Annotated in this window: 22 protein-coding genes and 1 tRNA gene; 13 read left to right on the top strand and 10 right to left on the bottom strand. The window is 68.9% G+C overall.

Annotated elements, in window-relative coordinates; all coding sequences use genetic code 11:
• Positions 1-68 precede the first annotated feature (68 nt).
• The 4 genes from tmk to ACLLJJ_RS20760 all read left to right on the top strand — a co-directional run bounded on the left by tmk (position 69) and on the right by ACLLJJ_RS20760 (position 7108).
• Positions 69-3575 carry a dTMP kinase gene (gene tmk, locus ACLLJJ_RS20745; RefSeq protein ID WP_434593694.1) on the top strand — a complete coding sequence of 1169 codons (3507 nt, stop codon included), beginning with the start codon at positions 69-71 and terminating at the stop codon, positions 3573-3575.
• A gap of 272 nt (positions 3576-3847) precedes the next feature.
• Positions 3848-5062 (top strand): DNA polymerase III subunit delta', encoded by a 1215-nt coding sequence (locus tag ACLLJJ_RS20750; RefSeq protein ID WP_434593697.1) that lies wholly within the window; start codon positions 3848-3850, stop codon positions 5060-5062.
• A gap of 319 nt (positions 5063-5381) precedes the next feature.
• Positions 5382-6917, top strand: a complete 1536-nt coding sequence (locus ACLLJJ_RS20755) for an alpha/beta hydrolase (protein ID WP_434593700.1) — start codon at positions 5382-5384, stop codon at positions 6915-6917.
• 117 nt (positions 6918-7034) lie between these two features.
• Positions 7035-7108 (top strand) — tRNA-Thr (locus tag ACLLJJ_RS20760).
• Positions 7109-7720: 612 nt separating this feature from the next.
• Here the strand turns inward: ACLLJJ_RS20760 and ACLLJJ_RS20765 are convergent.
• Together ACLLJJ_RS20765 and ACLLJJ_RS20770 are read right to left on the bottom strand one after the other, a co-directional pair.
• Positions 7721-9334 carry a tyrosine-type recombinase/integrase gene (locus ACLLJJ_RS20765; protein WP_434593703.1) on the bottom strand — a complete coding sequence of 538 codons (1614 nt, stop codon included), beginning with the start codon at positions 9332-9334 and terminating at the stop codon, positions 7721-7723.
• A complete protein-coding gene (locus ACLLJJ_RS20770) occupies positions 9331-9990 on the bottom strand; it encodes a helix-turn-helix domain-containing protein (protein WP_365202904.1) in 660 nt (219 codons plus the stop codon). The genes ACLLJJ_RS20765 and ACLLJJ_RS20770 overlap by 4 nt, the downstream gene beginning before the upstream one ends.
• A 91-nt stretch (positions 9991-10081) precedes the next feature.
• Between ACLLJJ_RS20770 and ACLLJJ_RS20775 the strand changes: the two genes are divergently transcribed.
• From ACLLJJ_RS20775 to ACLLJJ_RS20785, 3 genes are all read left to right on the top strand, one after another.
• Positions 10082-10369 (top strand): hypothetical protein, encoded by a 288-nt coding sequence (locus tag ACLLJJ_RS20775; protein WP_434593707.1) that lies wholly within the window; start codon positions 10082-10084, stop codon positions 10367-10369.
• A 168-nt stretch (positions 10370-10537) separates the two neighbouring features.
• On the top strand, positions 10538-11698 hold the full coding sequence (locus ACLLJJ_RS20780) for an IS701 family transposase (protein ID WP_434593710.1): 1161 nt from the start codon (positions 10538-10540) through the stop codon (positions 11696-11698).
• 219 nt (positions 11699-11917) lie between these two features.
• Complete coding sequence (locus ACLLJJ_RS20785; RefSeq protein ID WP_365202907.1) at positions 11918-12124, top strand: hypothetical protein; 207 nt, start codon at positions 11918-11920, stop codon at positions 12122-12124.
• 45 nt (positions 12125-12169) lie between these two features.
• Here ACLLJJ_RS20785 and ACLLJJ_RS20790 read toward each other — a convergent pair whose 3' ends face one another.
• From ACLLJJ_RS20790 to ACLLJJ_RS20820, 7 genes are all read right to left on the bottom strand, one after another.
• Complete coding sequence (locus ACLLJJ_RS20790; RefSeq protein ID WP_365204039.1) at positions 12170-12475, bottom strand: MazG-like family protein; 306 nt, start codon at positions 12473-12475, stop codon at positions 12170-12172.
• Between the two features lie 80 nt (positions 12476-12555).
• Positions 12556-13056, bottom strand: a complete 501-nt coding sequence (locus ACLLJJ_RS20795) for a hypothetical protein (protein ID WP_365204038.1) — start codon at positions 13054-13056, stop codon at positions 12556-12558.
• The gene (locus tag ACLLJJ_RS20800) at positions 13053-14006 is read right to left on the bottom strand and encodes a nucleoside 2-deoxyribosyltransferase (RefSeq protein ID WP_365204037.1); all 954 of its coding nucleotides are present in this window, start codon (positions 14004-14006) and stop codon (positions 13053-13055) included. Before ACLLJJ_RS20800 ends, ACLLJJ_RS20795 begins: the two co-directional genes overlap by 4 nt.
• Positions 14007-14031: 25 nt before the next feature.
• Positions 14032-14874 carry a PfkB family carbohydrate kinase gene (locus tag ACLLJJ_RS20805; protein ID WP_434593715.1) on the bottom strand — a complete coding sequence of 281 codons (843 nt, stop codon included), beginning with the start codon at positions 14872-14874 and terminating at the stop codon, positions 14032-14034.
• Entirely contained in the window at positions 14867-15691 is an 825-nt protein-coding gene (locus ACLLJJ_RS20810; protein WP_434593718.1) for a hypothetical protein, read from the bottom strand. Before ACLLJJ_RS20810 ends, ACLLJJ_RS20805 begins: the two co-directional genes overlap by 8 nt.
• Positions 15688-16401, bottom strand: a complete 714-nt coding sequence (locus ACLLJJ_RS20815; protein WP_434593721.1) for a hypothetical protein — start codon at positions 16399-16401, stop codon at positions 15688-15690. The genes ACLLJJ_RS20810 and ACLLJJ_RS20815 overlap by 4 nt, the downstream gene beginning before the upstream one ends.
• Positions 16382-17902: a radical SAM protein gene (locus ACLLJJ_RS20820; RefSeq protein ID WP_434593724.1), complete on the bottom strand. Its 1521-nt coding sequence runs from the start codon at positions 17900-17902 to the stop codon at positions 16382-16384. The genes ACLLJJ_RS20815 and ACLLJJ_RS20820 overlap by 20 nt, the downstream gene beginning before the upstream one ends.
• 210 nt (positions 17903-18112) lie before the next feature.
• On the opposite strand from ACLLJJ_RS20820, the gene ACLLJJ_RS20825 reads away from it, so the two are divergent.
• Positions 18113-19498, top strand: coding sequence for a hypothetical protein (locus ACLLJJ_RS20825; protein WP_434593726.1), 1386 nt, complete (start codon positions 18113-18115; stop codon positions 19496-19498).
• A gap of 9 nt (positions 19499-19507) precedes the next feature.
• On the opposite strand, the gene ACLLJJ_RS20830 is transcribed toward ACLLJJ_RS20825, so the two are convergent.
• Entirely contained in the window at positions 19508-20317 is an 810-nt protein-coding gene (locus ACLLJJ_RS20830; RefSeq protein ID WP_434593728.1) for an SDR family NAD(P)-dependent oxidoreductase, read from the bottom strand.
• Between the two features lie 321 nt (positions 20318-20638).
• Here ACLLJJ_RS20830 and ACLLJJ_RS20835 point away from each other — a divergent pair, with 321 nt between their 5' ends.
• From ACLLJJ_RS20835 to ACLLJJ_RS20855, 5 genes are all read left to right on the top strand, one after another.
• A complete protein-coding gene (locus tag ACLLJJ_RS20835; protein ID WP_365204030.1) occupies positions 20639-21184 on the top strand; it encodes an ATP-binding protein in 546 nt (181 codons plus the stop codon).
• 3 nt (positions 21185-21187) lie between these two features.
• On the top strand, positions 21188-21421 hold the full coding sequence (locus tag ACLLJJ_RS20840) for a hypothetical protein (protein WP_434593732.1): 234 nt from the start codon (positions 21188-21190) through the stop codon (positions 21419-21421).
• Positions 21422-21542: 121 nt separating this feature from the next.
• Positions 21543-22166: a hypothetical protein gene (locus ACLLJJ_RS20845; protein ID WP_434593736.1), complete on the top strand. Its 624-nt coding sequence runs from the start codon at positions 21543-21545 to the stop codon at positions 22164-22166.
• A 129-nt stretch (positions 22167-22295) separates the two neighbouring features.
• Positions 22296-22550: a hypothetical protein gene (locus ACLLJJ_RS20850; RefSeq protein WP_434593739.1), complete on the top strand. Its 255-nt coding sequence runs from the start codon at positions 22296-22298 to the stop codon at positions 22548-22550.
• A 44-nt stretch (positions 22551-22594) separates the two neighbouring features.
• Positions 22595-23077 (top strand): DUF6082 family protein, encoded by a 483-nt coding sequence (locus ACLLJJ_RS20855; protein WP_365204027.1) that lies wholly within the window; start codon positions 22595-22597, stop codon positions 23075-23077.
• The last annotated feature ends 41 nt before the right edge of the window (positions 23078-23118 follow it).

A 23118-nucleotide genomic window follows, 5' to 3' on the forward strand; every position in this document is an offset into this window, starting at 1 on the left:
ACCGTGCATGCAGACGCATGTTCGGGCGCGGCCTCCGGGGACCGGTGGGCTCCGGATAGGCTGGGCGGATGACGCGAGCCGAGCAGCCAACGGTCGTGAGCCCCACCTCCGACGCACTAGCCGCAGACTCACGCGAGCGAGCCGTACGAGCCCTGTTGCGCATCCCACCGCTCCGGCGGTTGTGGAGCGCGCAGCTCGTCGGCAATATCGGCGATGCCCTCGCCCTCCTCGTGCTTCTGCTGCTGTCGCTTCAGGTGGCGATCTCGGAAGGGTCGTTCGGCGGTGGTTACCGCGGTGCGGCGTTTGCGGTCGCCGCGGTGTTCGGGGCTCGGATCCTTGCCACATTCCTTTTCGGAGCAGTACTCCTGGGCCCGGTCTCCTCACTGACCGCACCCTCGGGACCGCTCGACCGACGCTGGACCATGATCGGTGCGGACGGGCTGCGGCTCGCCCTGTTCGTCGTCGCACCCTTGTGGATCGACTGGACCCCGGACAGGGCCCAGGCACTCCTCCTGATCACCGTCTTCGTCGCGGGCGTCGCCGAGCGCTTCTGGACCGTCTGCAAGGACGGCGCGGCCCCCGCGCTGGTGCCCGGCCCGCCCGCCGAGGGCGCGGCCATACGGCCGTTGCCGGACCACCTCGACGCGCTGCGCCGGCTCTCCCTGCGCACCAGCTTCGTCGCCCTGCCCGCCGCCGGCGCCGTGCTTCTGCTCGCGACGCTGATCGGCAATCTGCTGGGCATCGGCATCGACTGGTTCTCGCTGCACCAGGCGGCCCTCGGCTCGTACGTCGCCGCAGGCCTCTTCGCGGCGTCCGTATCGACGCTGTACTTCCTTGAGCTACCCGGCGTGCAGACGCCCCGCGCGCGCTCCCCGCTGGAGGGTCTGCGCCGCCCCAAGACCGGCACCGGCATCGACCGGGGACGTACGGGAGCGATTCCGCTCACCGTCCTGGCCTGCGCCGCTGTCGCCGGGGCCGTCGCCGCCGCAGCCGCCGTCGCCGTACTGCACGCCATCGACCTGGGCGGTGGCCCTGTCACCTTCGCCCTGCTCTTCCTGGCGCTGACGGGCAGCACGGTCATCGGCATCCGCACGGCGGAGAAGGTACTGCCCACGCTGTCGCGGCGCAGGCTGCTGTCCCTGGCGATCGCCGTCACCGGCGTCGCGCTGCTCGGCATGGGCCTGGTGCCCGACACGGCGACCGTGCTCTTCATCGGCGTGCTCGCCGGATTCTCCGCCGGAGTCGCCGCGAACACCGGGCACACCCTGATAGACCAGGAGACCGAGGACTTCCGGCGGGCGCGTACGACCGAGCACCTGCAGGCCGTCGTGGGTGTCTCCATGGCCCTCGGCGCGGTCGCGGCCCCGCTGCTGGCCGCCGCCATCGGGCCGCGGCGTCTGGCGAGCGGCGAATTCGTCTTCGCACACGGCGGCGCGGCCTTCACCCTGATGCTCATCGGCGCGCTGCTGCTGCCCGTCGCGGCCATCGTCCTCGCCAAGACGGACGACCGGCAGGGCGTGACCCTGCGCCGCGACCTGCGTGAGGCGCTGCGCGGCGGCGACCCGCACCAGGCGCCCGCCGCCACCGGTTTCTTCATCGCCATGGAGGGCGGCGACGGGGCCGGCAAGTCCACCCAGGTGGAAGTGCTCGCCGAGTGGATCCGCAACAAGGGCCACGAGGTGGTCGTCACACGCGAGCCCGGCGCGACGCCCATCGGCAAGCGGCTGCGGTCGATTCTGCTCGACGTGTCGAGCGCCGGTCTGTCGAACCGGGCCGAGGCGTTGCTGTATGCCGCCGACCGCGCCGAGCACGTCGATTCCGTCGTGCGCCCCGCGCTGGAACGCGGCGCCATCGTGATCACCGACCGCTACGTCGACTCGTCCGTGGCCTACCAGGGCGCGGGCCGTGACCTGTCGCCGACCGAGATCGCCCGTATCTCGCGCTGGGCGACCGACGGACTCGTACCGCATCTGACGGTGCTGCTCGATGTGTCCCCGGAGACCGCGCGGGAGCGGTTCACGGAGGCGCCGGACCGACTGGAGTCGGAGCCGCCCGAGTTCCACGCGCGCGTGCGGCACGGTTTCCTGACGCTGGCCGCTGCCGCCCCGGCGCGCTACCTGGTGGTGGACGCCGGCCAGGAGCCGGAGTCGGTCAGCACGGTCGTACGTCACCGTCTCGACCAGCTGCTGCCGCTCTCCGAGGCCGAGGTGAAGGCCCAGGAGGAGGCGCGCAAGGCCGCCGAAGAAGAGGCGCGCCGCAAGGCCGAGGAAGAGGCCGCGCGCAAGGCCGAGGAGGAGCGACTGGAGCGCGAGCGCCAGGAGCAGCTCGCCAAGCTCCGTGCCGAGGAGGAGGCGCGCAAGCGCCGCGAGATCGAAGAGGCGCGGCAGCGCGAGATCGAACGGCAGGCGGAGGAGGACAGGCTGCGCGCCGAGGAGGCCCGCCGACTCGCGGAGGAGGAGCGCCTGCGCCGCGAGGCCGAGGCGAAGGCACGGGCCGCCGAGCAGGACAGGCTGCGCAAGCAGGCCGAGGAAGAGGCCAGGCTCCGGGCCGAGGCGGAGGAGCGCCGCCGCGAGAAGCAGCGCAGGGCGGAAGAGGCGCTGCTGCGGGCGGAGGAGGCGCGTCGCCTCGCGGAGTCGGCAGCGGCGGCATCCGCGGCAGCGGCGACGGCTGCAGCCGCAGCCGAGGCGGCGAAGGCACCGACCCCGCCGCCTGCTCCGGCTCCGGCTCCGGCTCCTGATCTCAGCGACAGCGAGAGGACGCTGACGACGCCGGTCGTCCCGATGCCGGCCGTCCGGGCCGACGACATGACGCTGACCGTGCCGACCCCGCAGCTCGATCTGAGCAAGCAGGAGGCGGCACCTGCGGATGTGACTCCGGCGGACAGGACGCCTGCGGACACGGCCCCGGCCGACTGGGCGCCTGCGGACAAGGCGCCGGAGGGACGTGCGTCGGCGGAGAGTACGCGTGCGGAGAGTGGGCCCGCGGACACGGCCCCGGCCGACCGGGGGCGCTCGGGCAAGGCGCCGTCCGGCAGGGCTCCCGCGAGTAGGACGCGTTCCAACAAGGCGCCGGCCACAGCCGCGCCGTCCGGGAACGACGAGACCACGGTGCTGCCGCGGGTCCCGGACGTTTCGGGTGCGGCGGGTGCGATGGACGAGACGGCTGTGCTGCCGCCCGTACGGGACAGTGCTCCCCGCTCGTCCGGTTCGGCCGGGTCCTCTGGGGCAGCCGGATCGGCTCGGTCGGCCGACGAGACCGCCGTGCTGCCGCCCGTACGGGACGCACGGCCCACCGACGAGCCGTCGGACCGGATGCCGCAGGGCTTCTTCCGGGACGAGCAGGACGCGCCGGGCGCCGCCCAGGAGGGCAACGACCGCACGCGCGAACTGCCGCAGTTCGACCCGGAGAGCGGGCGCCCGGCGTCCGCTCCGACGCCTCGTACGCGTCGGCGGTCGGACTGGGCGGAGGAGACTCCGCTCGACGATCTGCCGTCCTTGGCCGACGAGTTGCTCGGCGATCACGACGGTGACGACGAGGGCGACGGCAGGCGCGGCAAGGGCAAGGGCCGCCGGTAGGGGTAGCGGGAACCGGATCCGAAGCGCCGGGCGGGCTTGATTTCTCAGGCTCGCCCGGCGCTTCTGTGCGTCCCGGGTGAGCCGTTCGTACGTCGCGGCGACGGCCGTGGGCGACGACTGTCAGTCCCGTCGCCCACAATGGGAACCGACAACGAAAGCTGGCGACGGAAGCCGGCAGCCGGAGCCGGCCTTGCGAACGGTCGGCGTACGGTCGGCATCACGGGACACCACTGGGCGAGCGCGCACCGGCGCGGGGCGAAGGCGGCAGCACGATGACGGTATGGGACGACCTGGTCGGGCAGGAGCGTGTCCAGACGCAGCTTGCCGCCGCCGCCCGGGACGCCGACGCGCTCGTGACCTCCGTGCAGGACCGGACGGGGGTCCTCCAGGCACCGCTCGCGTCGAAGATGACGCACGCCTGGCTGTTCACCGGCCCCCCGGGCTCCGGGCGCTCCACCGCCGCCCGCGCTTTCGCCGCCGCCCTCCAGTGCGTGAGCCCGGACCGCGCACTGGGCGCCGCCCCGGGCTGCGGATTCTGCGACGGTTGTCACACGACGCTCATCGGCACCCACTCCGATGCCGAGATCGTCCGCACCGACCTGCTCTCCATCGGCGTGAAGGAGACCCGCGACCTGGTCAGGCGCGCGCAGCTCTCCCCGGCGGTCGGCCGCTGGCAGGTCATCGTCCTGGAGGACGCGGACCGCCTCACGGAGGGTGCGGGCAATGTACTGCTGAAGGCGATCGAGGAGCCCGCTCCCCGCACGGTCTGGCTGCTGTGCGCGCCGTCCCTGGAGGATGTGCTCCCCACGATCCGTTCGCGCTGCCGCCATCTCACGCTCAGCACGCCCTCGGTCGCGGCCGTCACCGATGTGCTGATCCGGCGTGACGGTATCGACCCCGAGGCCGCGGCGACGGCCGCCCGCGCCACCCAGGGTCACATCGGCCGCGCCCGCCGCCTGGCCACCGACGAGCGTGCGCGGGCCCGCCGTGCCGTCGTCCTCAAGCTGCCGATGCGGGTGGCCGACATCGGCGGTTGCCTCAAGGCGGCCCAGGAGCTGGTCGATGTGGCCGGGGAGGACGCCAAGCAGGTCGCCGAGGACGTGGACGTCAAGGAGACCGAGGGCCTGAAGGCGGCGCTGGGCGCGTCGGCGGGCGGCCGGATGCCGCGCGGCACTGCCGGCGCGATGAAGGAGTTGGCCGACCGCCAGAAGCGCCGCTCGACCCGTACACAGCGCGACACGCTCGATCTCGCCCTCACGGACCTGACCGGTTTCTACCGCGATGTGCTGGCGCTCCAGCTCGGCTCGCGGGTCGCCCTCGCCAACGAGGACGTACGGGATTCCTTGGACCGCGTCGCGCAGAGCTCGACCGCCGAGCGCACCCTGCGCCGAATCGAGTCGATCATCGCCTGCCGCCAGGCGCTGGACCGCAACGTGGCGCCGCTGCTCGCGGTGGAGGCGATGACGGTGGCGTTGCGGGCGGGCTGAGGGCGGGGGGTACGGCGCGGGCGTCCGGGCCGGGGCGTGGCCGCGGGCTGTGGCGGGGGTGCTGCGCGGCGAGGCTCCGCGGCGGGGTGCTGCGGGGCGGTGTGCTGCGGGGCGAGGTGCTGCGCGGCGGGGCTCCGTAAGGCGCGGGCCAGGATGGGTAACTCCACGCGGGCTCGCCGGCCGGCCACCGGCGTTGGGGGGAAGTGCCGGCCACCGGTGTCGGCCACCAGTGCCGAGGGGGCGTTGACCTTGGGTTCACCGGCTCACTCGTACGAGGCCCCCTCGCCACATTCCGTCATGGTCGGACTACGCTCCGAGGATGGACATCAGGCGCCTGCTCCGTTACTCCGCCACCGCGCTCGCCACCGCGGGCCTGCTCATCTCCGGCTGCTCGTCGGGGACTTCGTCGCCGAAGGCTTCGGCGTCGGTGCCGCAGAAGGCGGTTCCGGCCGAGCTCAAGGCGTACTACGCGCAGAAGCTGAGCTGGCGCGACTGCGGTGTGGCCGGCTTCCAGTGCGCCACGATGAAGGCCCCGCTCGACTACGCGAAGCCCGCCGAGGGGGACATCAAGCTGGCGGTGTCCCGCAAGAAGGCCACGGGTCCGGGCAAGCGGATCGGCTCGCTCCTGGTCAACCCGGGCGGCCCCGGCGGCTCCGCGATCGGCTACCTCCAGGCGTACGCGGCCATCGGCTACCCGGAGCCGGTCCGCGCGCGGTACGACATGGTGGCCGTCGACCCGCGCGGCGTGGCGCGCAGCGAGCCCGTCGAATGCCTGACGGGCAAGGAGATGGACGCGTACACCCAGATCGACCAGACGCCCGACGACCAGTCGGAGACCGGCGAACTGGTCACCGCGTACAAGGACTTCGCAGCGGGCTGCGACAAGCGCTCGACCAAGATCCTCCCGCATGTCTCCACGGTCGACTCGGCCCGTGACATGGACGTCCTGCGCGAGGTCCTGGGCGACAAGAAGCTGAACTTCGTCGGAGCCTCGTACGGGACCTTCCTCGGCGCCACGTACGCCGAGCTCTTCCCGTCCCGCGCCGGCCGCCTGGTGCTGGACGGCGCGATGGACCCGTCGCTGCCCGCCCGCGACATGAACCGCGACCAGACCGGCGGCTTCGAGCTCGCCTTCCAGTCCTTCGCCGCGGACTGCGTCAAGCGCAAGGACTGCCCGCTGGGCACGGGGACGTCCGAGGAGGCGGGCAAGCGGCTCAAGGCGTTCTTCGACGAGCTCGACGCCAAGCCCGCCCCCACCGGCCAGAGCCGCCCCCTCGGCGAGGCGCTCGCCACCACCGGCGTGATCGCAGCGATGTACGACGAGTCCGCCTGGCCCCAGCTGCGCGACGGCCTGACCACCGCGATGGGCGGTGACGGAGCGGGCCTGCTGGGGCTGGCCGACACGTACTACGAGCGCTCCGAGGACGGCAGCTACGCGAACCTGATGTACGCCAACGCCGCCGTGAACTGCCTGGACCTTCCCCCGGCCTTCACCGGTCCCGACGAGGTACGCGCCGACCTCCCCGCCTTCGAGAAGACCTCCCAGGTCTTCGGCGAGGGCCTCGCCTGGGCCTCCCTGAACTGCGGCTACTGGCCGGTCAAGCCCACCGGCACACCGCACCGCATCGAGGCGAAGGGCGCGGCCCCGATCGTCGTGGTCGGCACCACCCGCGACCCGGCGACCCCGTACAAGTGGGCCCGCGCCCTCGCGGACCAGCTGGACTCCGGCACCCTCCTCACCTACGAGGGCGACGGCCACACGGCATACGGCCGCGGCAGCGACTGCATCGACACGGCGATCAACGTCTACCTCCTGGAGGGCGCGCCCCCGAAGGACGCCAAGCGGTGCTCCTGACCGGCCAACGCCCCCTCTGACCTGCACGAAGCGGGCGACTGAGGGGGCGTGCGGAGCACCCTTCGAAACTGTGTAGACTTGGTCGGGCTGCTGATCGCATCATGGTTCGCGCAGCGCGCCGCCTTAGCTCAGCTGGCCAGAGCAACGCACTCGTAATGCGTAGGTCTCGGGTTCGAATCCCGAAGGCGGCTCGGATCAACCCCAGGACTCACTCGCCGTGACCTGGGGTTTTTTCCTTTTCGTGACCTTACTTCTGTTGGTGTGTCAGCCCAGAGGTTCCGAAATGCGGCCCCCGGTGGCCGACCGGTGGCCAAACGTGCAAACGGCGTGCATCGGCGGTGGCCGAGAGCGGTCGGCCAACGGTCCGTTTGTTGTTCCATCCCTACAAGCCGTTGTCCAACCGTGCCGTCGGCGAGGGCTTCGGTCAGGTCCAGAGCCCTGGGGTGGGCGTATATAGGGGGGCCGCCGGCATGGCTCCGAGTCGCCGTCAAGCGGCCTTCTTCGTGTTCGGCTGCACCGATGCTGGGCCGCACCTTCGGCCGTGGCGGCAGTGGATGGAGTGCGAGGGGGCGAGGTAAGCCGGGGTCTGCGGGAAGCCGGTGCGCTGGCAGGCTCGCCCAAAGCTGCTCGGTGGTCACCAGGGGCATCCCCGCTGTGGAAGCCCGCTCGGAACGGCGGCACCTAAAGAGGAAGATGGTCACGCTGTGCGATCAATCGCGGCCAACTACACCTAGTGCGTGACGTTCATCACATGCCGGAGCCCCGGTCAGATTCCCGCTGACCGGGGCTCCTTCCAGCCTGAATCAGGCGGAGCGTTCCTCTTTGCCCTTTTCGCTCTTGCGAGGAGGCGTCATCCTGGGCCGGCGGGGAGAGGCTGTCGGCTTCCCGTCCTTCACCGCCGCCAAGGGCCTCCGGGCGTGCGGGACGAGCTGTACGACCTTCTCGGCGGCGTCACGAGCGAGGTCGTCCAGGACCGACTGGTAGATGTCCCGGGTGATCCGCGTGTCCGAGTGGCCCAGCGTTTCGGAGACCACCTTGATGTCGACCCCGGCAGCGAGCATCAGCGTCGCTGCGACGTGGCGAAGATCGTGGAGGCGGATCGGAGGGAGACCAGCGGCTTCCACCAGACGCTCGAAAAGGTCGCTGACCTTGCCAGGGTGAAGAAGGGAGCCATCCTCCTGGGTGAAGATCCGGCCGGCGTCCTGCCACCCCTCGCCCCATGCCTCCCGTTCCCGTTGCTGGCGGGCCTTGTGAGACAGGAGGTCCTGGTTCGTCTCCTCGTCGAGGGCGATCAGCCGAATGCCGCTGTCGGTCTTGGGGGCGCCCTCGTGGACCTCCCAGCCGTCCTGCACGAGCTGGGTGGCAATGGCAAGCGAGCGAGCCTTGGCCGAGTGGTCTTCCCAGCGGACGCCGCACCCTTCGCCGCGTCGTGTCCCCCGGAAGGCGATGAGCCGCCAGAGCACGTACAGCCGGTCCTGCTCGACGAAGTCGAGGAACGCGGCCGTCTGCTCGGGGGTCCAGACCATGACCGGCGAAGGCTTCTCGCCGGTCTCCTTCCAGCGCGCAATGCGCTCGTCGCTCCAGACGAGGGCCTTCGGGTTCGTGCCCGGTAGCAACTCGACGTGCGCCGCCGGGTTGAAGGCGGGCATCACCTGCTGGGCGATGGCGACGTTCAGTGCGGCACGCAGGGTGTCCCGGATGTGGGGCTGGGTGTTGAGGCCGGTAATCCGTCGGAAGGGAGGCATCGCGTCGAGCTGGGCCCGCAGCCAACGGCGGCGTGCGCGGTTCTCGGCACCCTTGTTCGGCGTGGCCTTGAGATCGTCGCGTACGACGCGCCGCTGGGCGTTCTGTTCCTGGACCTCGATGTTGCGCTCGTTGATCGCGTCGAACATCGAGTCGATGTGGTGGACGCGGAGCTTGTCGAGGCGCAGATACCCGAGGTGCGGCTTCAGGTGGACGCGGATATCGCACTCGTAGCGGGCCGCTCCACCGCGCCGCAGACGCTTGCGTCCCGCCAGCCAGGAATCGAGCCACTCCGCCACGGTGACCTTGGAGTTCAGGGACTGCCCCGTCTTGAAGCGGCGGCGGGTCTCGTCGTAGTCCGGGACGGGGTCCTTGTCCTTGACGCAGTTCTCCAGGAGGTCGCTGATCTGGGTTTTGCCCCACGCGTCGTCCTCCTCGGGGATGGCCATGAGGGCACGGACCTTGTCCAGCTCCTCCTGGGCCTTGGTGGACGTCTCGAAGCCGCCACGACGGAACCGCCTGCGGTCGCCGTTCTGGCTGGGTTCGAGTTCCTGGACGGCGGTCCAAGTGCCGTGTCGGCGCGAAGACTTGAGCTTGGGGCAGGAAGCGCCGTATTCCTTGTTGGTCTTCGGGTCCGTGCAGCGGCACCGTCGTATGAGGTTGCCGTTCTTCACTCGCTGTCCTCCGAGGGGGTTGATGTTTCGGGCTGGTCGACGAAGGCCAGCTCGTCAGGCAGGGACGGAGGTGCCAGCTCGCGGTCGCGCATCCGGCCACGGAACGTGCGTAGTTCCTGGCAGTCCTCGAACGCGTGCTCCTCGTAGCCTTCGGCGCGTTGCAGGAGGGTGGCTCTGCGGGAACGGTCCAGGGTGGTGCTGGCCGCCCGTCGCCTTTCCCTGGCCAAGGCGTGGGAGGACATCGCGGCAGCCACCAGATCACCGTGCTGGCGGAAGAGGCCGAGAAGGTCCCGAGCGGAGCCCTCGGGGGCGGGTTCGGCCGAGGGCGACTCGCCGGTAAACCATGCGAGCGCATCCCACGTAGAGACTTCGCGACCGGGCAGGACCTCGACCGTGGCTGAGGAGCCGAGCGGGAAGAGGAGGGTCACCGGGGGGACGCCGAGGACGTCGGCAAGCACGACGACCTCCGCGACAGTGATGCTCGTCTTGCGTCCCGACTCCAGATTTTTCATCGAGTGCTCGGTGAACTCCGGCACGCCGCGGTCAGCACAGCCCTGGGCGACCTCGGCCATCGTGAGGCCGGCGGCCTTACGTGAGTCCCGCAGGCGCCGGGCGATCCGACCGGTGAACGATGTCGACCATTGATCAGGTGTCATGGTGACACTTTAGGCAACCAAAAGGCGCTGCCGCAACTTCGTGATACTTCTACGACGTCACGGCAACACTAGATTTTCTCAGGAGGGCACCATGGCGGCATCGGATTCGTCCCGTGAGGCGCGAGGACTGACGGGCGACGAGCTGCTTGCCCTTCCTGTTGTCATCGACCTCGACACCTCAAACCGAGCGCTGATGATCGGCCGATCAACGGGATACGGACTCGCTAAGCAGGGGGAGTATCCGGTCAAGGTGCTGCGCCTCGGCAACGCCTACCGGGTGGTGACTGCCGACCTGCTGAAGTTGCTGGGCCTTGAGCGCCCGCAGGCAGGTGGAGATCAGAGCGACGACAGAAGCGAGCATCACGGCCTCGCCGCTTAGAGGCGTTAACCGAGCGATGTGCCGACCTGGACCTGCGCGACGGCGGGCACCCGGCCGTCGGTCGGGTGCCCGCCGTCGTCGTTCACGCGAGCTGTTGATCAATGGGGAGCCCTAGTACTGCAACGGCGTTTGGCGTGACTGGTGGCCAGGACAGTCGTTGGTCTGATTATGGGTGGGGAACTGGGTGATGTCAGGTCGTGGGCGGCGGGTCTGGGTGAGTTGCATGAGCGGTTCGTGCACCGATTCGCCCGGTCGGAGCCGCGGGAGTCGGCGCTGGCGTATATGCAGGGGCTGATCGCTCCGTTGGAGCGGAAGAACGGCTGGACGCTCGCGGAGGAGGCCGGTCACGCGGCCCCCGATCGCATGCACCGACTGTTGAACCGATGTGACTGGGACGCCGATGAAGTCCTCGATGACGTCCGCGACTACGTCGTGGAACATCTCGGCGACCCGGAAGCGGTGCTGATCGTGGACGACACGGGTTTCCTGAAGAAGGGTGTCCGCTCGGCCGGCGTTCAGCGCCAGTACTCCGGAACGGCCGGGCGGACGGAGAACTGCCAGGTGGGTGTCTTCCTCGCCTATGCCGGCGCGCGCGGTCGCACGCTGATCGACCGCCGCCTGTATCTGCCCACGTCATGGACCGATGACCGGGAACGCTGCCGGGCCGCGGGGATCGAGGACACGGTCGCCTTCGAGACGAAAGTGGTGACCGCCAAGGCCATGGTCCGCCGGGCGATCACCGACAACATCCCGTTCCGGTGGGTGACGGCGGATGCCGCCTACGGCTTCTCCAAAGGCTGGCGGACCGAGCTCGAGCAGGCCGATGTCTTCCACGTCATGGCCACCACCCGCCACGACACCGTCGTCACCCGCTGGGCTATGGACCACCCGGTCCACGACCTGTTTCCCTCACTGCCCCGACAGAAGTGGAAACGCCGTTCGTGCGGCAACGGCGCCCACGGGCCCCGGATCTACGACTGGGCGAGGGTCGAAGTCCGTCCTTGGCATCGCGAAGACCGCCGGCACTGGGTCATCGCCCGCCGCAGCGTGAGCCGACCCCAGGAGATCTCCTACTACATCGCCTACTGCCCGGCCGAGACCACACTCGATGAGCTGATCCGCGTCGCCGGCAGCCGGTGGGCTGTTGAAGAGTGCTTCCAAACAGCGAAGCAGGAATGCGGCCTGGACGACTACCAGGTCCGCCGCTACCCCGGCTGGCACCGCCACATCACCCTCGCTATGGCCGCCCACGCCTGCCTGACCGTCCTGCGGGCCCGCGCCCTCGATACGGAGAAAGCAGAAACGGATCCTCCCAGCTCATGCCCCTGACCCTGCCCGAAATCCGGCGACTGACCACCCGCCTGACACGGCCCCGCGCCCACCTCGCCGACCACGTCCTGCACTGGTCACACTGGCGCCGCCGCCGACAATTCCAAGCCCGCATCAGCCACTACAAACGACGCGGCCACACACCACCAGAAACTGCCCACACATCAGAACAAAGACCGTTGCAGTACTAGGTCTCGACCGATTGCTATCGTCGGGGCCATGACACCTGAGCAGTTCATCGAGACGCACGCCGAGGCCCTCGACAAGCGCCTCCAGGCCCACAAAGTCAACCTCATCCGGATGCGGGACGAGGAGGAGGCGGGGGGACGCACCGAGGCGGTTCGCGTTCTGGGCGCCGAGATCGACTCAGTGCATGAGATCCAGAACGACCTCGGCCGGATCACGCGCGCCGAGAGCGTGAAGTAGCTCGTCGAGAGGGGCTGTCGGCGAGGGCACTGTCTCCTGGTCTAGCTAGGCGTCGCTCGTTCGGATCTGAGCCCCGTGCTCGTTTCGTTCGTACGTACGCCGCGTGTTCTTTTCGATCTTCCGGGCGACCTCGGAGTCCAGATCCACGCCGTTCATCTCGGCCAAGGCCGTCAGGTAGAGGAAGACGTCGGCTAGTTCTTCCCCAAGATCGGGAAGCCCCTTGCGCCAGGCGGTGAAGGCTTCGCCGACCTCGGCGCTGAGAAGCCCGAACTCCAAGGCGACGTCCGTGGTGTTGAACCCTTTGAGGGTCTTGTTTTCCCAGGCGAGCTTCTGGGCGGACCCGATCTCCAAGACTCCTCCAGCGGCGGTACAGCAGGTGCCTTGGAAGCCTAGCGGGAGCAGCGGGTCGGTGTGCTGGCTTCGGAAGGCCGTCACCCTGCCGAAGGGAGTTCGAGAGCCGTGGTGTCGATGGTGAGCACGCGAGTGTAGTCAGCGAGGGTGGAGAAGACCCTGTCGTACCCCGTCACCAGCGCGGACACCTCCTCCAGGCTGACCGCCTCGCCGTCGCGCTGAAGGAGTCGCTGGCGTATGACGGCCGGCGGCGCGGTCAGGTGGATGAGCACGCCGGAACGCTCGATGACGCTCTCGGCCAGGTCGATCGCCTGGCTCCAGTTGATCCGGGACCGGCCCCGGTGAAGGGGGCCGTAGACGAGTTCACTGATGAAGCACCGGTCGAAGAGGATCCGTCCAGGGCCCGCGAGGATGTTCCTGTAGCGGGTGGCCAGGTCGAGATGGTCGGGCGTCTTCGGGGAGTGCACTACGACGAATCCGTGGTCTGTCGATAGGCGCTCACCGAGCGTGCTCTTGCCGACGCCGTCGCAGCCTTCCAGGACCAGGGTCTGGTACTCACCGACGATCTTGTCAAGGTTCATGCGGCCAGCCAAGACAGGACTGCGTCGCCGTTGTCGAGGTGAGCGTCGACGGCGTACTGGATCATGAGGTTCCGCCAGTTCGGCTCGCGGCCATGGGCGTGCGTGAACGTCGGGCGCGGTTGGAACGCTGCGATCCGTACCCCGCTGGCCGCAGCCGCACCTATGAGCAGGGCGGTTCCGGGTGGTGTTTCCGCCCCGGAGACGTCGGCCAGTAGCCGAGCAGCCGAGCACACCGCGGTCAGGTCGGCCAGGGCCCCTGCTACGGGGTCCGATGCGGTGAAGCGCTGGGGCACCATCACTGTGTGGCCGGCGTCGACGCATGCCTTGGCCAGGTGATCTCGTCCCCATGCCGTGTAGGGCGACGCCTCGACATAGACGGGTGCGCCGATCACGGAAGGGGCCCCCACCAGGCGGGGAGCGCGATCCGGGAGGTCGAGTAGCGCGTCGACGGCCGCATCGAGTGCTGTGTTCGTCTGGGCCATGTTGCGTGCTTGGAAGCCAGGGAAACGGGACTGCGGCGGGGTCGACGGCAGAGTTGGCGGTCCGAGCCGGGTGACGCGCACGATGCGCGTGGCCACGGCTTGGAGGAGAGGGTCGGGGAATTCGAGGCGAGGGCCGGCTTCGGTCAGCGAGTAGGTCTGGAAGTCGGTGGTGAGCACGATGACCGGGACGCCCGAAGCAGCGGCGTATCCAATCTCCATGCAGACCCCGTCGTCAAGGCTCGGGCCATGCAGTATGGCGATCATGGCGTCGAGGCGGCCGAGGCGTTCGCGGTCCAGCTCGAACAGGCGGCGGCCTTTGACCTCGGCGACCAGGTCCTCCTCGTCGGTGTCGCAGAACGGCAGGAAGACTCGATCGGGGCCGACCTTCGCGGCGAGCCGATCGGCCAGGTCGGCGGCGAGAGCGCGGTCATGCGCGGCAAAGAGCCGGTGGGCTACGTAGACGGACACCGGGAGAGGCCCCCAAGTCGTGAGGTCAGCCGCGTCGGGGCGCGGGGATCGGAAGGGACGGGGCCGCGACGTACCGGCCTGCGGCTGAGGTCGCCTCCGCCAGTGCCTGGGCGGCCGTCGCGCCCTGCGATCGATGGGCCAGAAAGGTCCCGGCCAAGGTGTCTCCGGCACCAGAGACTTCGCGCGGCGGGCTCGGCGGAGGCACGGCGGAGGTGACCTGACGCCCGAAGCGGTGAACCACTGCGGCCCGGGGGCCATCGGTGACGACCACCTCCGGGAGCGCACCGGAGTCGATCACTTGCTTCAGGAGCTGGTACTCGGCGGCGTTGACGAACAGCGTGGTCGCCTTCGGCAGCCAGGGAGCGGCGACACGGATCATGTCCTCCGCGCTCGGCAGGAAAAAGTCCACGCTGAAGCCGCTCCCGTACGCGGCGAGTCGGTCGAGCACTGCCGCCACGTCCAGAGGCCGGCGGCAGCAGACGTGGTAGGTGCCGCTCGGGTGCTGGTCCACATGCCTGAGTGCATGCTCGGTCAGACCCTCGGCCACGCCGTACTCCGTGCCTACTCCCACCAACTCGCCATGCAAGTCGTACTCCAAGTCGAAGGTGGTGGAAGCTCCTTCGACCTGGATGCGGGCCGTCCAGTCGAGCGTGCCCAGCACCGGCGACTCCGGGAGATGAGCGAGATCGTCCCCGAGAACGCAGACCGGAGCCGCCCGGCGGCCAGCCCTTGCCGCCGCCAGAGACAGGAACAGAGCCGCGCCACCGAGCCGGTACCCACCACGGCGATCGGGGTAGCGGGTCCGGTCCCGGCTGATGTTGCCGATCACGTCAAGCCGTTCCACGGAGTCCTCCAGAAGGTCAGGCACGGCGGGCACGATGTGCGCAGTCGACGACCTTCGAGCAGACCGGTCGCCGACGGCAGAGCTGCTGAGCGGGACCGTTCAGGTACAGGCGCTTGAAGTAGATCAAGACGAGGTGCGCGAACCAGGTTGGCTCCGACCCCTCGGGGATTGCCACCTGGTACTCGTTGTCGGTGGCCAGCGAGCGGAACTCGGCTGAGCGGGCGTGCACGGCCGCTTCAAGGACGTGCCGCATACGTTCGTGTGCCACGGCTCCCGTCGGAAGGGCGAGGCCCAATGCGGGTGCGAGCTTGGTGACCATGCCGGAATCCACGGGGATGATGCCGCAGTGATACCCGCGGGCGGTGAGCAGTGCGCACTGAGCGACCTTGTAGGACGCACCTCGCACCCGCGTGGCGAAGTCCAGGACCAAGGCATCGCAGTCGGCTACATCCCCAGTCGGGTCGGTCCCCTCCTTCTCCCAGCCACGGAGAAGCTCCGCGAGGGAGCGCAGATAGTCGATCCGGGTCTGTGGCAGGCCGATGGGGCGTACAAGCGCTGCAAGCTCGGCGTCGGAGGCGGCAACGAGGTTCTCGAAACCACGAACGTTCGCCGAGGCGATCACTCGGGCGTACGTCTCCACCATTCGATAGGAGACTCGGGTGGACCAGCCAGCAGCGAGCATCCGTACCCGTGGATCGCTGATCGACGTCGGCCACCACCGGTTCTCGTCGTGATTGGCCTCCACCTCGGCCTGCACATCCGGAAGACCGGCGGCACAGGCCACCAGCCGGTGGACGCGCCGGATCTCAAACGGGGTCGCCTTCGCTCTCTCGATCGTCATGAACAGACTCCAGCACGGGCTCGGGTTGCCAGAAGTGCCATGGCGAGGTTGGACGAGAAAACCGGCTTCCCGAACCGGTGCTCCAGTTCAGCGATCACCGGCAGGGTGTGCCATCCGGTGCACGAGAAGACCACCGCTCCGGCAGCCCCGATCGCTTCCTGTGGTAACTGCCCTACCAGGGACAGGATCTGATCCGGGGTGATCGCGGGATAGCCGTCGGACAGGCCCAGGCTCGCATGAGCCAAGACCTCCACGCCGGCCTCGGCAAACGCTGTCGACTCCGCTTCGGTCACCAGGGCGGGGTAGGGCGTAACCAATACCACGCGCACCACGGCTGCCTCGGCGAGAGCCCGCAGAAGGGCGTCGAAAGCGGTGAACACTCCGCCCGGTAGCGGCGGACCATCGGTGAAGCCTGCTGACGTGCACGCCAGCATCACTGCATCGAGGGGAATGTGGGACAAGGAGTCCAGTGCCTGCGCTGACGCTTCACGCAGCCCGAGCCAGAAGGAGGCGTCGATCGCCGTCGTCCTGGACGCGGGCACGAGCCGCGCATGGTGGAAGACCGTGTGGCGCAGGCCGAGGCGGGTCAATTCGGTCTCCACGGCGACGTTGGCCCAGGGCAGCAGCAGCCCTGCACGGATGGTGCGATCCGCCGCCGCATCCAGGGCTGCCAACGTCGCGAGCGTCCCGTCAGGAAGCTGATGCAACACGTTCTCCGTAGATCATGCGAGGCGCGTGGCCGGTCACCACCAGGTCGCCGGTAGTGCCGAGCGGCACCGCCGCGTCGCGTTCGACGATCTGGATCGAGTACGAGCCCAGCCGTCGCCACCAGGTGCCGCCCTGCCCGATGAAGTAGCTGTGAAGGCCGGGCACGCGCAGACCGGTCGGGTACACCCGCTCCTTCATCGGCTGGTCCCAGGTGAAGTCGATGTCCGCCTTCCAGGAGGGGAAGTGCTCCGCCGAGGGCAGGGGCTCCAGCTCGCCGAGCGCGGCCAGCGGTGTACCGGGGAAGGCCCGTGCCAGGCGGACGTTCGTCCGATGGCACAGAAGGCCGGCATCGAGAATCTCCGCCAGGCCCCGGAGATTTGCCACGTGGGTGCCGTGGGTCTCGCCGGGCAGACCGTAGATCAGGTTCAGGCCCGGAAGCAGCATCGGCAGACCACCGGGACCACGGGCTGCGCCCGCCTCGTTCACGTGCTCGACCGCACGGGTCAGAATCTCGGGCGTGCAGGTGAGGGTGTTCCTCGCGATGACTACCGGGTCGAAGCTTTCGATGCCCATCGGCGCGCAGTTGCCCTCGGTGCAGTAGTCCGCCACCAGCTTGGCGATGCGCAGGCCGACCGGTGCGGCCACAGCGAGGGGGTCCGCGTTGTCGATGTGAAGCACTTCCAGCTCGGGGCAGCGCTCCCGGATACCGCCGAGCAGGGCGCGGATCGCGTCTTCGTGCCGGTTGCGGTAGGAGAAGAAGCAGGTCTGCTGCCCGAGTCGGAAGTTCCGGACGCCGGCGGCGTAGAGCTGGGCGGCCTCGGCGACGACATCGTCGACCTCGCGGAAGGCGACGAGAGGGGACTTCGCTGGCTCGTTGCAGAAGTCGCAGAATTTGCGCCGGGTGCAGCCGCGGTACAGCTCCAGCTCGGCGATCGGCCGCCAGGGCATCTGCTCGACGAGGCCGGTGAAGGAGTCGCGCTCGTGCTGCATCTGTCCGTAAGGGGCGGGGCGGTGGCTACCGAGCAGGAGGTCGCCGGACGTCACCGTGTGGGTGTGGACGGCGTCGAACAGCCCGGCGTACTCCGCAGGAGCGGCCAGGGCGTAGGTGGACAACGGCCCGAGGAGGTACCGACGGCCGCGTGCACAGGCGAGCGCGCGGGCGATCTCCGCGAACGACCCGTTCACAGCGTGCAGATGGACGGAGGGAACGGCGTCTCCGGCGATGACGACCACGATCTCGGCATCCCGCAGAAGCTGAATGGCGGAGTCCCGGTTGACGGTGGTCGAGTACGTGAACGGATCGCTCTGGGGCGGTTCGACGGTGGGCCTTCCGCCCGCGAGACACCAGCGGACATCGTCGATGGTCACATACCGGACGTCCGCCTCCGGCCTTGCCCGACGCAGTGCCGACCAGGCGTTCCGGACGTAGGTCGACAGGTACGGCGGTACGCCGAGACCGCTCGGTTCGACGGTGAAGCAGTCCAACACGACTACTGGCTGCATGGTGTTCTCCCTCCGGTGCTGAGGGCATCGGCGACGTCCAGCAGCGTCCCCGCTGGGAGGGGCGGTCGGCCCGCAGCCCTTCCAGTCTCAGTGCTGCCCTCGGTCCCGAGGAGGGGGCAGCGGGGTTGTTCGGTTGTACGGGGGTTGTTCTTTCATGCCCCTGTGTCGAAAGGCTGGGACAGAGCGTGATCGACAAGGCATCATCGACGCATGGGAAGTGCAAGGGGGGCCGGCGGGACCAACGCCGCGCTGGCGGCTGTGATCTCGGAGGCCGGTCGTTCGCATGCCGCCCTTGCCCGCAAGGTCAACGCACTGGCCGCGCTGCAGGGCGTGGTCACGCGTTACGACAAGGCGTCCGTGACCCGGTGGTTGCAGGGTATGACGCCTCGTGATCGTGCCCCGGAATTCATCGCCGCTGCCTTGGCCGGTTTCTTAGGGCGCCCCATCGCGCCCGCCGACATCGGGTTCTCGGAGCATGGCCAGCGTCCGGTCGTTGCAAGGGCCTTGACGTACCGTGAAGACGTGGGTGAAACACTGCACACGCTCGCGGAGCTCGGCTCCACCGACATCTCGCGGCGCAGCCTGCTCGGGGCCGTGCCGTTCGTCGCGACGGCCCTCATGGACCCCCAGCGGCAGTGGCTCCTCTGGCTCCTTGAGGACGATCAGGCCCCACGCCTAGCTGCTGTCGCCGACGGAGGACCCGTCGAGCAGGTCCAGGCGATGATCGAGATGTTCGACGAGATGGACAACCGCTTCGGCGGCGGAGGAGTCCGAGCGAGCATCGTGCACTACCTGAGCACCCAGCTCGCACCGATGCTGCAACAGCGCAACATGCCCAGCCACCAGCGTCGGCTCCTGTACACGTCGGCCGCGAAGATGGCGGCGACCGCTGGCTGGTGTTCGTACGATACCGCCGACTACGGGCTCGCTGAGCGGTACATGATCCAGGCACTCAGGCTGTGCGCCGAGGGCGGCGACCGGGTGCTCGGCGGACAGATCCTGGCGGGCATGTCCCACCTCGCTACCAGCCTCGGCAACCCCGCTGAAGGCGTTTCGCTCGCCCGAGCGGGCATCGCGACCGCCAAGTCGTCGGGCAGCCCGCTGGGGCTCATGCGGTTGCACGCCATGGCCGCCCGCGGTTACGCCGCTCTCGGCGACACCCGACAGGCCACGGCTGCCCTACACGCGGCTGGCAGGGGCCTGGAGATCAGCCGGGGGCCGGCCGAGGAATCTCCGTGGGTCCGCTTCCTGGACCACCACTATCTCGAAGCCGAGGCCGCCCTGGTCCACCGTGACCTCGGCGAGGCAGCCCAGGCCGAGCGCCTCGCGAGCGCGTCGGTGGAGGCAAACAGCGACCGGCGCCGCCGCCAGGCGATCAGCCGCTCGGTACTCGCCACAGCGTTCCTCCAGCAGGACAGGCTGGACGAGGCAGTCGGCACCGCCAGCAACGCCCTGGATCTACTCAGCGGTGTCCACAGCGAGCGATCAGTCCAGGCACTGCGCGACTTCCGCACGCGACTTGCTCCTCACCGAGGTGAGCCGATCGTGCGCGAATTCGAACTCCGGGCTAGGCCCATACTCGGCACTGCGGCCTGACCCGCTGAGTCAGTACCCTTCCGGAGTCGGCGCGTTCTGCCCCTTGTCGACAGGGAGATTGACTCCCGTCACCGCCCGGGACGCGTCCGAAAGCAAGAACGCGATCACGTCCGCAACCTCCTCCGGACGCACCAGCTCGCCCCCGGGAAACTCGGCGCGGAACCGGTCGAAGGCCGATGGGTCCTCTTGGCGCATCCGATCCCATCGCTTGCCCGGGATGAGCATCGACCCGGGCGAGACCGCGTTCACGCGGATGCCGTCTGTGGCCAGCTCCCTCGCCAACGACGACACCATGTGGATCTGGGCCGCCTTCGCCGAGCCGTACTGAGCCTGTGGACCCGGCTTCCAACCGGAGACCGAGGCCACCACGACGATCGGGCCGCCACCAGCAGTCCGCAGGTGCGGTGCACCCGTGGCGACCAGCCGCGCGACATGGCCGACGTTCATCTCCCACGTTGCCGACCAGTCTTGAGCCGTTGCCTCGGCGATACCCCGACCACGTGCGCCACCCGCGCAAGCGACCACACCGTCCAGGCCCCCCAGCGCTGACGCGGCATCGTCCACAAACCGTTCCAGCAGTTCCGGCGCAGCGACGTCCAGAGGCCGTGCGAACAGTGCGTCGGGCGAATCGAGTGAACTACGAAGCGCCTCCAGTGGCTCGGGCTTCCGCGCACAGGTCGCCACTCGTGCTCCTTCCGACAGCAGTAGGCGCACGACGTGCTCGCCCAGCCCCCTGGAACCCCCCGTCACCAAAATTCGCCGGCCCTCGAAACGCCCCGTCGCCGCTTGCTTCTCCTGGTCACGTTCTGTGCTCGTCATCCGTACAACCCCTCAACAACCGTGCCGACCCGTGTGGCCAGAGACATCCTCCGTGCTCCCTTCTTACCGGGGAGCTGGAGCGGTTCTCTTATGGACGTACCCGGCCCGGGGACAACCGTGCAGTCGGCGATCAGTCGGCATCGGTCCCGCGGATCCGGAGACGGCGCGAGCCCGGGATGCCGTCTGTCGCTACTCAAACGTCGAGCCCGGGTTCGGCGGTCCCATCACGAAACGAGCGAGAGCCAGCGAACGCACCCCGCGCTCCTCTCCCAACTCGGGAGGTACACCGTGTCCCAGGCACCACACCCGTGCAACAGCCTCATGTTGGCCGACATCCCCAACGCCGTCGGCTTGGCGCGGTTGCACACCGCAGACGTTCTGTCCCGCTGGGGCGTGCACGCCGGCATCGTCGAGACCGTGCAGCTTCTGGTGTCGGAGCTGGCCACGAACGCCGTCCGGCACCCCAAGGAGGGTGAGGAGGACACCTCCCTGTTCTCGGTGCGGAACACGGTGCAGACCTTCGAACTCACACTGGAGATCCTCGGCGACGCGGTGAGGGTATCGGTGTGGGATCGCGACACGAGGCCACCGGTGCTGAAACAGGTCGGCGTGGAGGCGACGGGGGGCCGGGGCATCTTCATCGTTGCAGTGATGAGCAGGCGCTGGGGTCACTATCCGGCGCGCGGTATGCCCGGCAAGGTGGTGTGGGCCGAGATCGGTCTCAACCCCGCCAACCGAGTTGGTGAAGACGAGAGGTCGGCGCGCTCTCCGGACCGGCCTCCAACAGCCGGCCCCGGGAAGCTGAGGGCACCACGAGTCGATCCGAACCTGATTGGCCGCGTGCTCGTAGGAGTCGGGCGCATCTGAGCCGTGGACGAGACAGAAGAAGTCAGCCCGGCGCCCAGGCTCGGCAGGGAGCTTTCCTCCTGGGAACAACGTCTCTTCGACGGAGTGCGCATGGTGAGCGCCGACGAGCAGGCGGAGATAGCGGCGACGCCCCGCCACCGCCCGGACGGTTCCATTCGAGCCGCGTCGCCTGATGAGTCCCACTGGTACGGCCAACGGCTGAGTGGCACGGCCAGCGATCGGCGCGACACGGAGTAGTCGTCCGCCAGGCCCCCACAGATCGCCGACAGCTCTCCCAGGCGAGCCTTCCCCGGTTGACCGCGGTTCCGGTGATGGCAGTCAAACACCTGACCCGATCCCGACATATGGAGGCATGCCCATGTCGCCGCACGATCAAAAACCGTATGCGTCAGCCGCGCCGACGCATACGGTCCACCGCGAAGCGGTGCTGGAGATGCCGGTGTCCAGCGACTGGATGGACGTCGACAACGCAGCGATCCGAAGGTGGCACCACGGCGCTCCGCTGGTGCGCCCGTCCCGCAGCGGACAACTCTGTCGGCTCCGTCAGCAGTTTCGTCGGGAGGCGAACGAACGACACGCTCGTGGAGCCGGTGATCGGCAACTTCGGTTGTTGGCATACAGCTTGGTCCTGAGCGCGGGGGCCAGCCCCGACGAGGACTGGAACACCCTTCAGGTCGAGGCTGAGCAGCACGGTTATGCGATAGGAGCCAGGCTCCACGACGTGGCCGTCCCTGCGGCGATGGGCTACTTCTCTGGCGCGCGTGACAGCCGTGGCGTCTACACGCCTCCCTGGAAGCGCCCCGGCTGGGGCGAAGTGGAGCGCCTGATCTCGGGTGGATTCGCGACCGGCGTGATCGTCCTCGATCGGCACAACATCAGCTCTGATGACGACGAGTACCACGCCGTGATCAGGCACCTCGGCGAGCGATACCAAGCGTTCATACATCTCGTCATTCCCGAGGAGTCTGCCGTACCGACTTGAAGGCGTCCGCTGCGCTGGATGGACGCGAAGGGGTGGGGCTGGAGACAGGCCAGCGCCCAGGTCCTCCTGGTCCTCGCCATGTTTGCCGTGTTCGCCATCGCCTACCGCTCCACCTGATCTGGGGACGCTATGACGTTCGAGGAACACATCGAGGGGCCACCGGGCCTGCTCCCGCACCGCGAGCAAGGCGAGGCCCTGCTCGCCATCCATGAGGCCACTCCGGAACTACCCAGCGAGGCCGGCATCGATCTCTTCGCCGTGCCCGCTGGCGAGGTTCGGGGGAGCGGCTTCGACCTATCCCGCTTCCACCGCCTCTCTCGCCTGCCCGCTGCCGGGAATCCGACGCCTCCGGTTTCGCCTGACGACCCGCAGGACGCGGCATGACGACGGTCACGGACACCCCCACCCACGAGCAAGTGAGGTAGCAGATGAACCGTTCCGTTCTCGCTCTGGCCGCCACCGTTGCCATCGCGTCCGCCGTGCACACCGCCCAGCGGCACCTGCAGCACCGACAGCTCCTGGAGCTGGAGATGCACAAGGCGCACGGCCGCATGCTCGAAGTCGCCACGACCCATCCGGACCTGGACCCGATCTGGGTGCGGAACCACCCCGATCACGTCAAGGAGGACGAGTCCGGTCCGCTGCTGATGTGCCAGTGGTGGCTTGAGTTCTGGCGCACCGGACTCAACCTCGGGGTGTACACGTCGGCCGTGCTGCGGCAGAACGCCAAGAACTTCATGAACGACCCCGTGGCCCTCAAGGCGTGGGCCCTGACCCGCCACGGACGCGCCCGGCAATCCAGAAACCGCCGCGACCGCATGCACGTGGCGTTGCTGAATGCGGCGTTCGAGGAGGCCGGCGGGCCCAGCCAGTACCCCGAGTGCGAACTCGACCCGGTCTCGGCCCTTTGAGTCTCGCCGCCCCGCTGCCATTAGCCCCCGATGAGGAGGAC

It is taken from the genome of Streptomyces sp. A5-4, from assembly GCF_051131715.1.
Classification (GTDB): Bacteria; Actinomycetota; Actinomycetes; order Streptomycetales; family Streptomycetaceae; genus Streptomyces.

What these genes read in the sequence shown, in the direction of transcription:
- tmk (WP_434593694.1), top strand. Translation starts at nt 69, where the DNA reads ATGACGCGAGCCGAGCAGCCAACGGTCGTGAGCCCCACCTCCGACGCA.
- ACLLJJ_RS20750 (WP_434593697.1), top strand. Translation starts at nt 3,848, where the DNA reads ATGACGGTATGGGACGACCTGGTCGGGCAGGAGCGTGTCCAGACGCAG.
- ACLLJJ_RS20755 (WP_434593700.1), top strand. Translation starts at nt 5,382, where the DNA reads ATGGACATCAGGCGCCTGCTCCGTTACTCCGCCACCGCGCTCGCCACC.
- ACLLJJ_RS20770 (WP_365202904.1), bottom strand. Translation starts at nt 9,990, where the DNA reads ATGACACCTGATCAATGGTCGACATCGTTCACCGGTCGGATCGCCCGG.
- ACLLJJ_RS20775 (WP_434593707.1), top strand. Translation starts at nt 10,082, where the DNA reads ATGGCGGCATCGGATTCGTCCCGTGAGGCGCGAGGACTGACGGGCGAC.
- ACLLJJ_RS20780 (WP_434593710.1), top strand. Translation starts at nt 10,538, where the DNA reads ATGGGTGGGGAACTGGGTGATGTCAGGTCGTGGGCGGCGGGTCTGGGT.
- ACLLJJ_RS20785 (WP_365202907.1), top strand. Translation starts at nt 11,918, where the DNA reads ATGACACCTGAGCAGTTCATCGAGACGCACGCCGAGGCCCTCGACAAG.
- ACLLJJ_RS20795 (WP_365204038.1), bottom strand. Translation starts at nt 13,056, where the DNA reads ATGAACCTTGACAAGATCGTCGGTGAGTACCAGACCCTGGTCCTGGAA.
- ACLLJJ_RS20810 (WP_434593718.1), bottom strand. Translation starts at nt 15,691, where the DNA reads ATGACGATCGAGAGAGCGAAGGCGACCCCGTTTGAGATCCGGCGCGTC.
- ACLLJJ_RS20820 (WP_434593724.1), bottom strand. Translation starts at nt 17,902, where the DNA reads ATGCAGCCAGTAGTCGTGTTGGACTGCTTCACCGTCGAACCGAGCGGT.
- ACLLJJ_RS20825 (WP_434593726.1), top strand. Translation starts at nt 18,113, where the DNA reads ATGGGAAGTGCAAGGGGGGCCGGCGGGACCAACGCCGCGCTGGCGGCT.
- ACLLJJ_RS20830 (WP_434593728.1), bottom strand. Translation starts at nt 20,317, where the DNA reads ATGACGAGCACAGAACGTGACCAGGAGAAGCAAGCGGCGACGGGGCGT.
- ACLLJJ_RS20835 (WP_365204030.1), top strand. Translation starts at nt 20,639, where the DNA reads ATGTTGGCCGACATCCCCAACGCCGTCGGCTTGGCGCGGTTGCACACC.
- ACLLJJ_RS20845 (WP_434593736.1), top strand. Translation starts at nt 21,543, where the DNA reads ATGTCGCCGCACGATCAAAAACCGTATGCGTCAGCCGCGCCGACGCAT.
- ACLLJJ_RS20850 (WP_434593739.1), top strand. Translation starts at nt 22,296, where the DNA reads ATGACGTTCGAGGAACACATCGAGGGGCCACCGGGCCTGCTCCCGCAC.
- ACLLJJ_RS20855 (WP_365204027.1), top strand. Translation starts at nt 22,595, where the DNA reads ATGAACCGTTCCGTTCTCGCTCTGGCCGCCACCGTTGCCATCGCGTCC.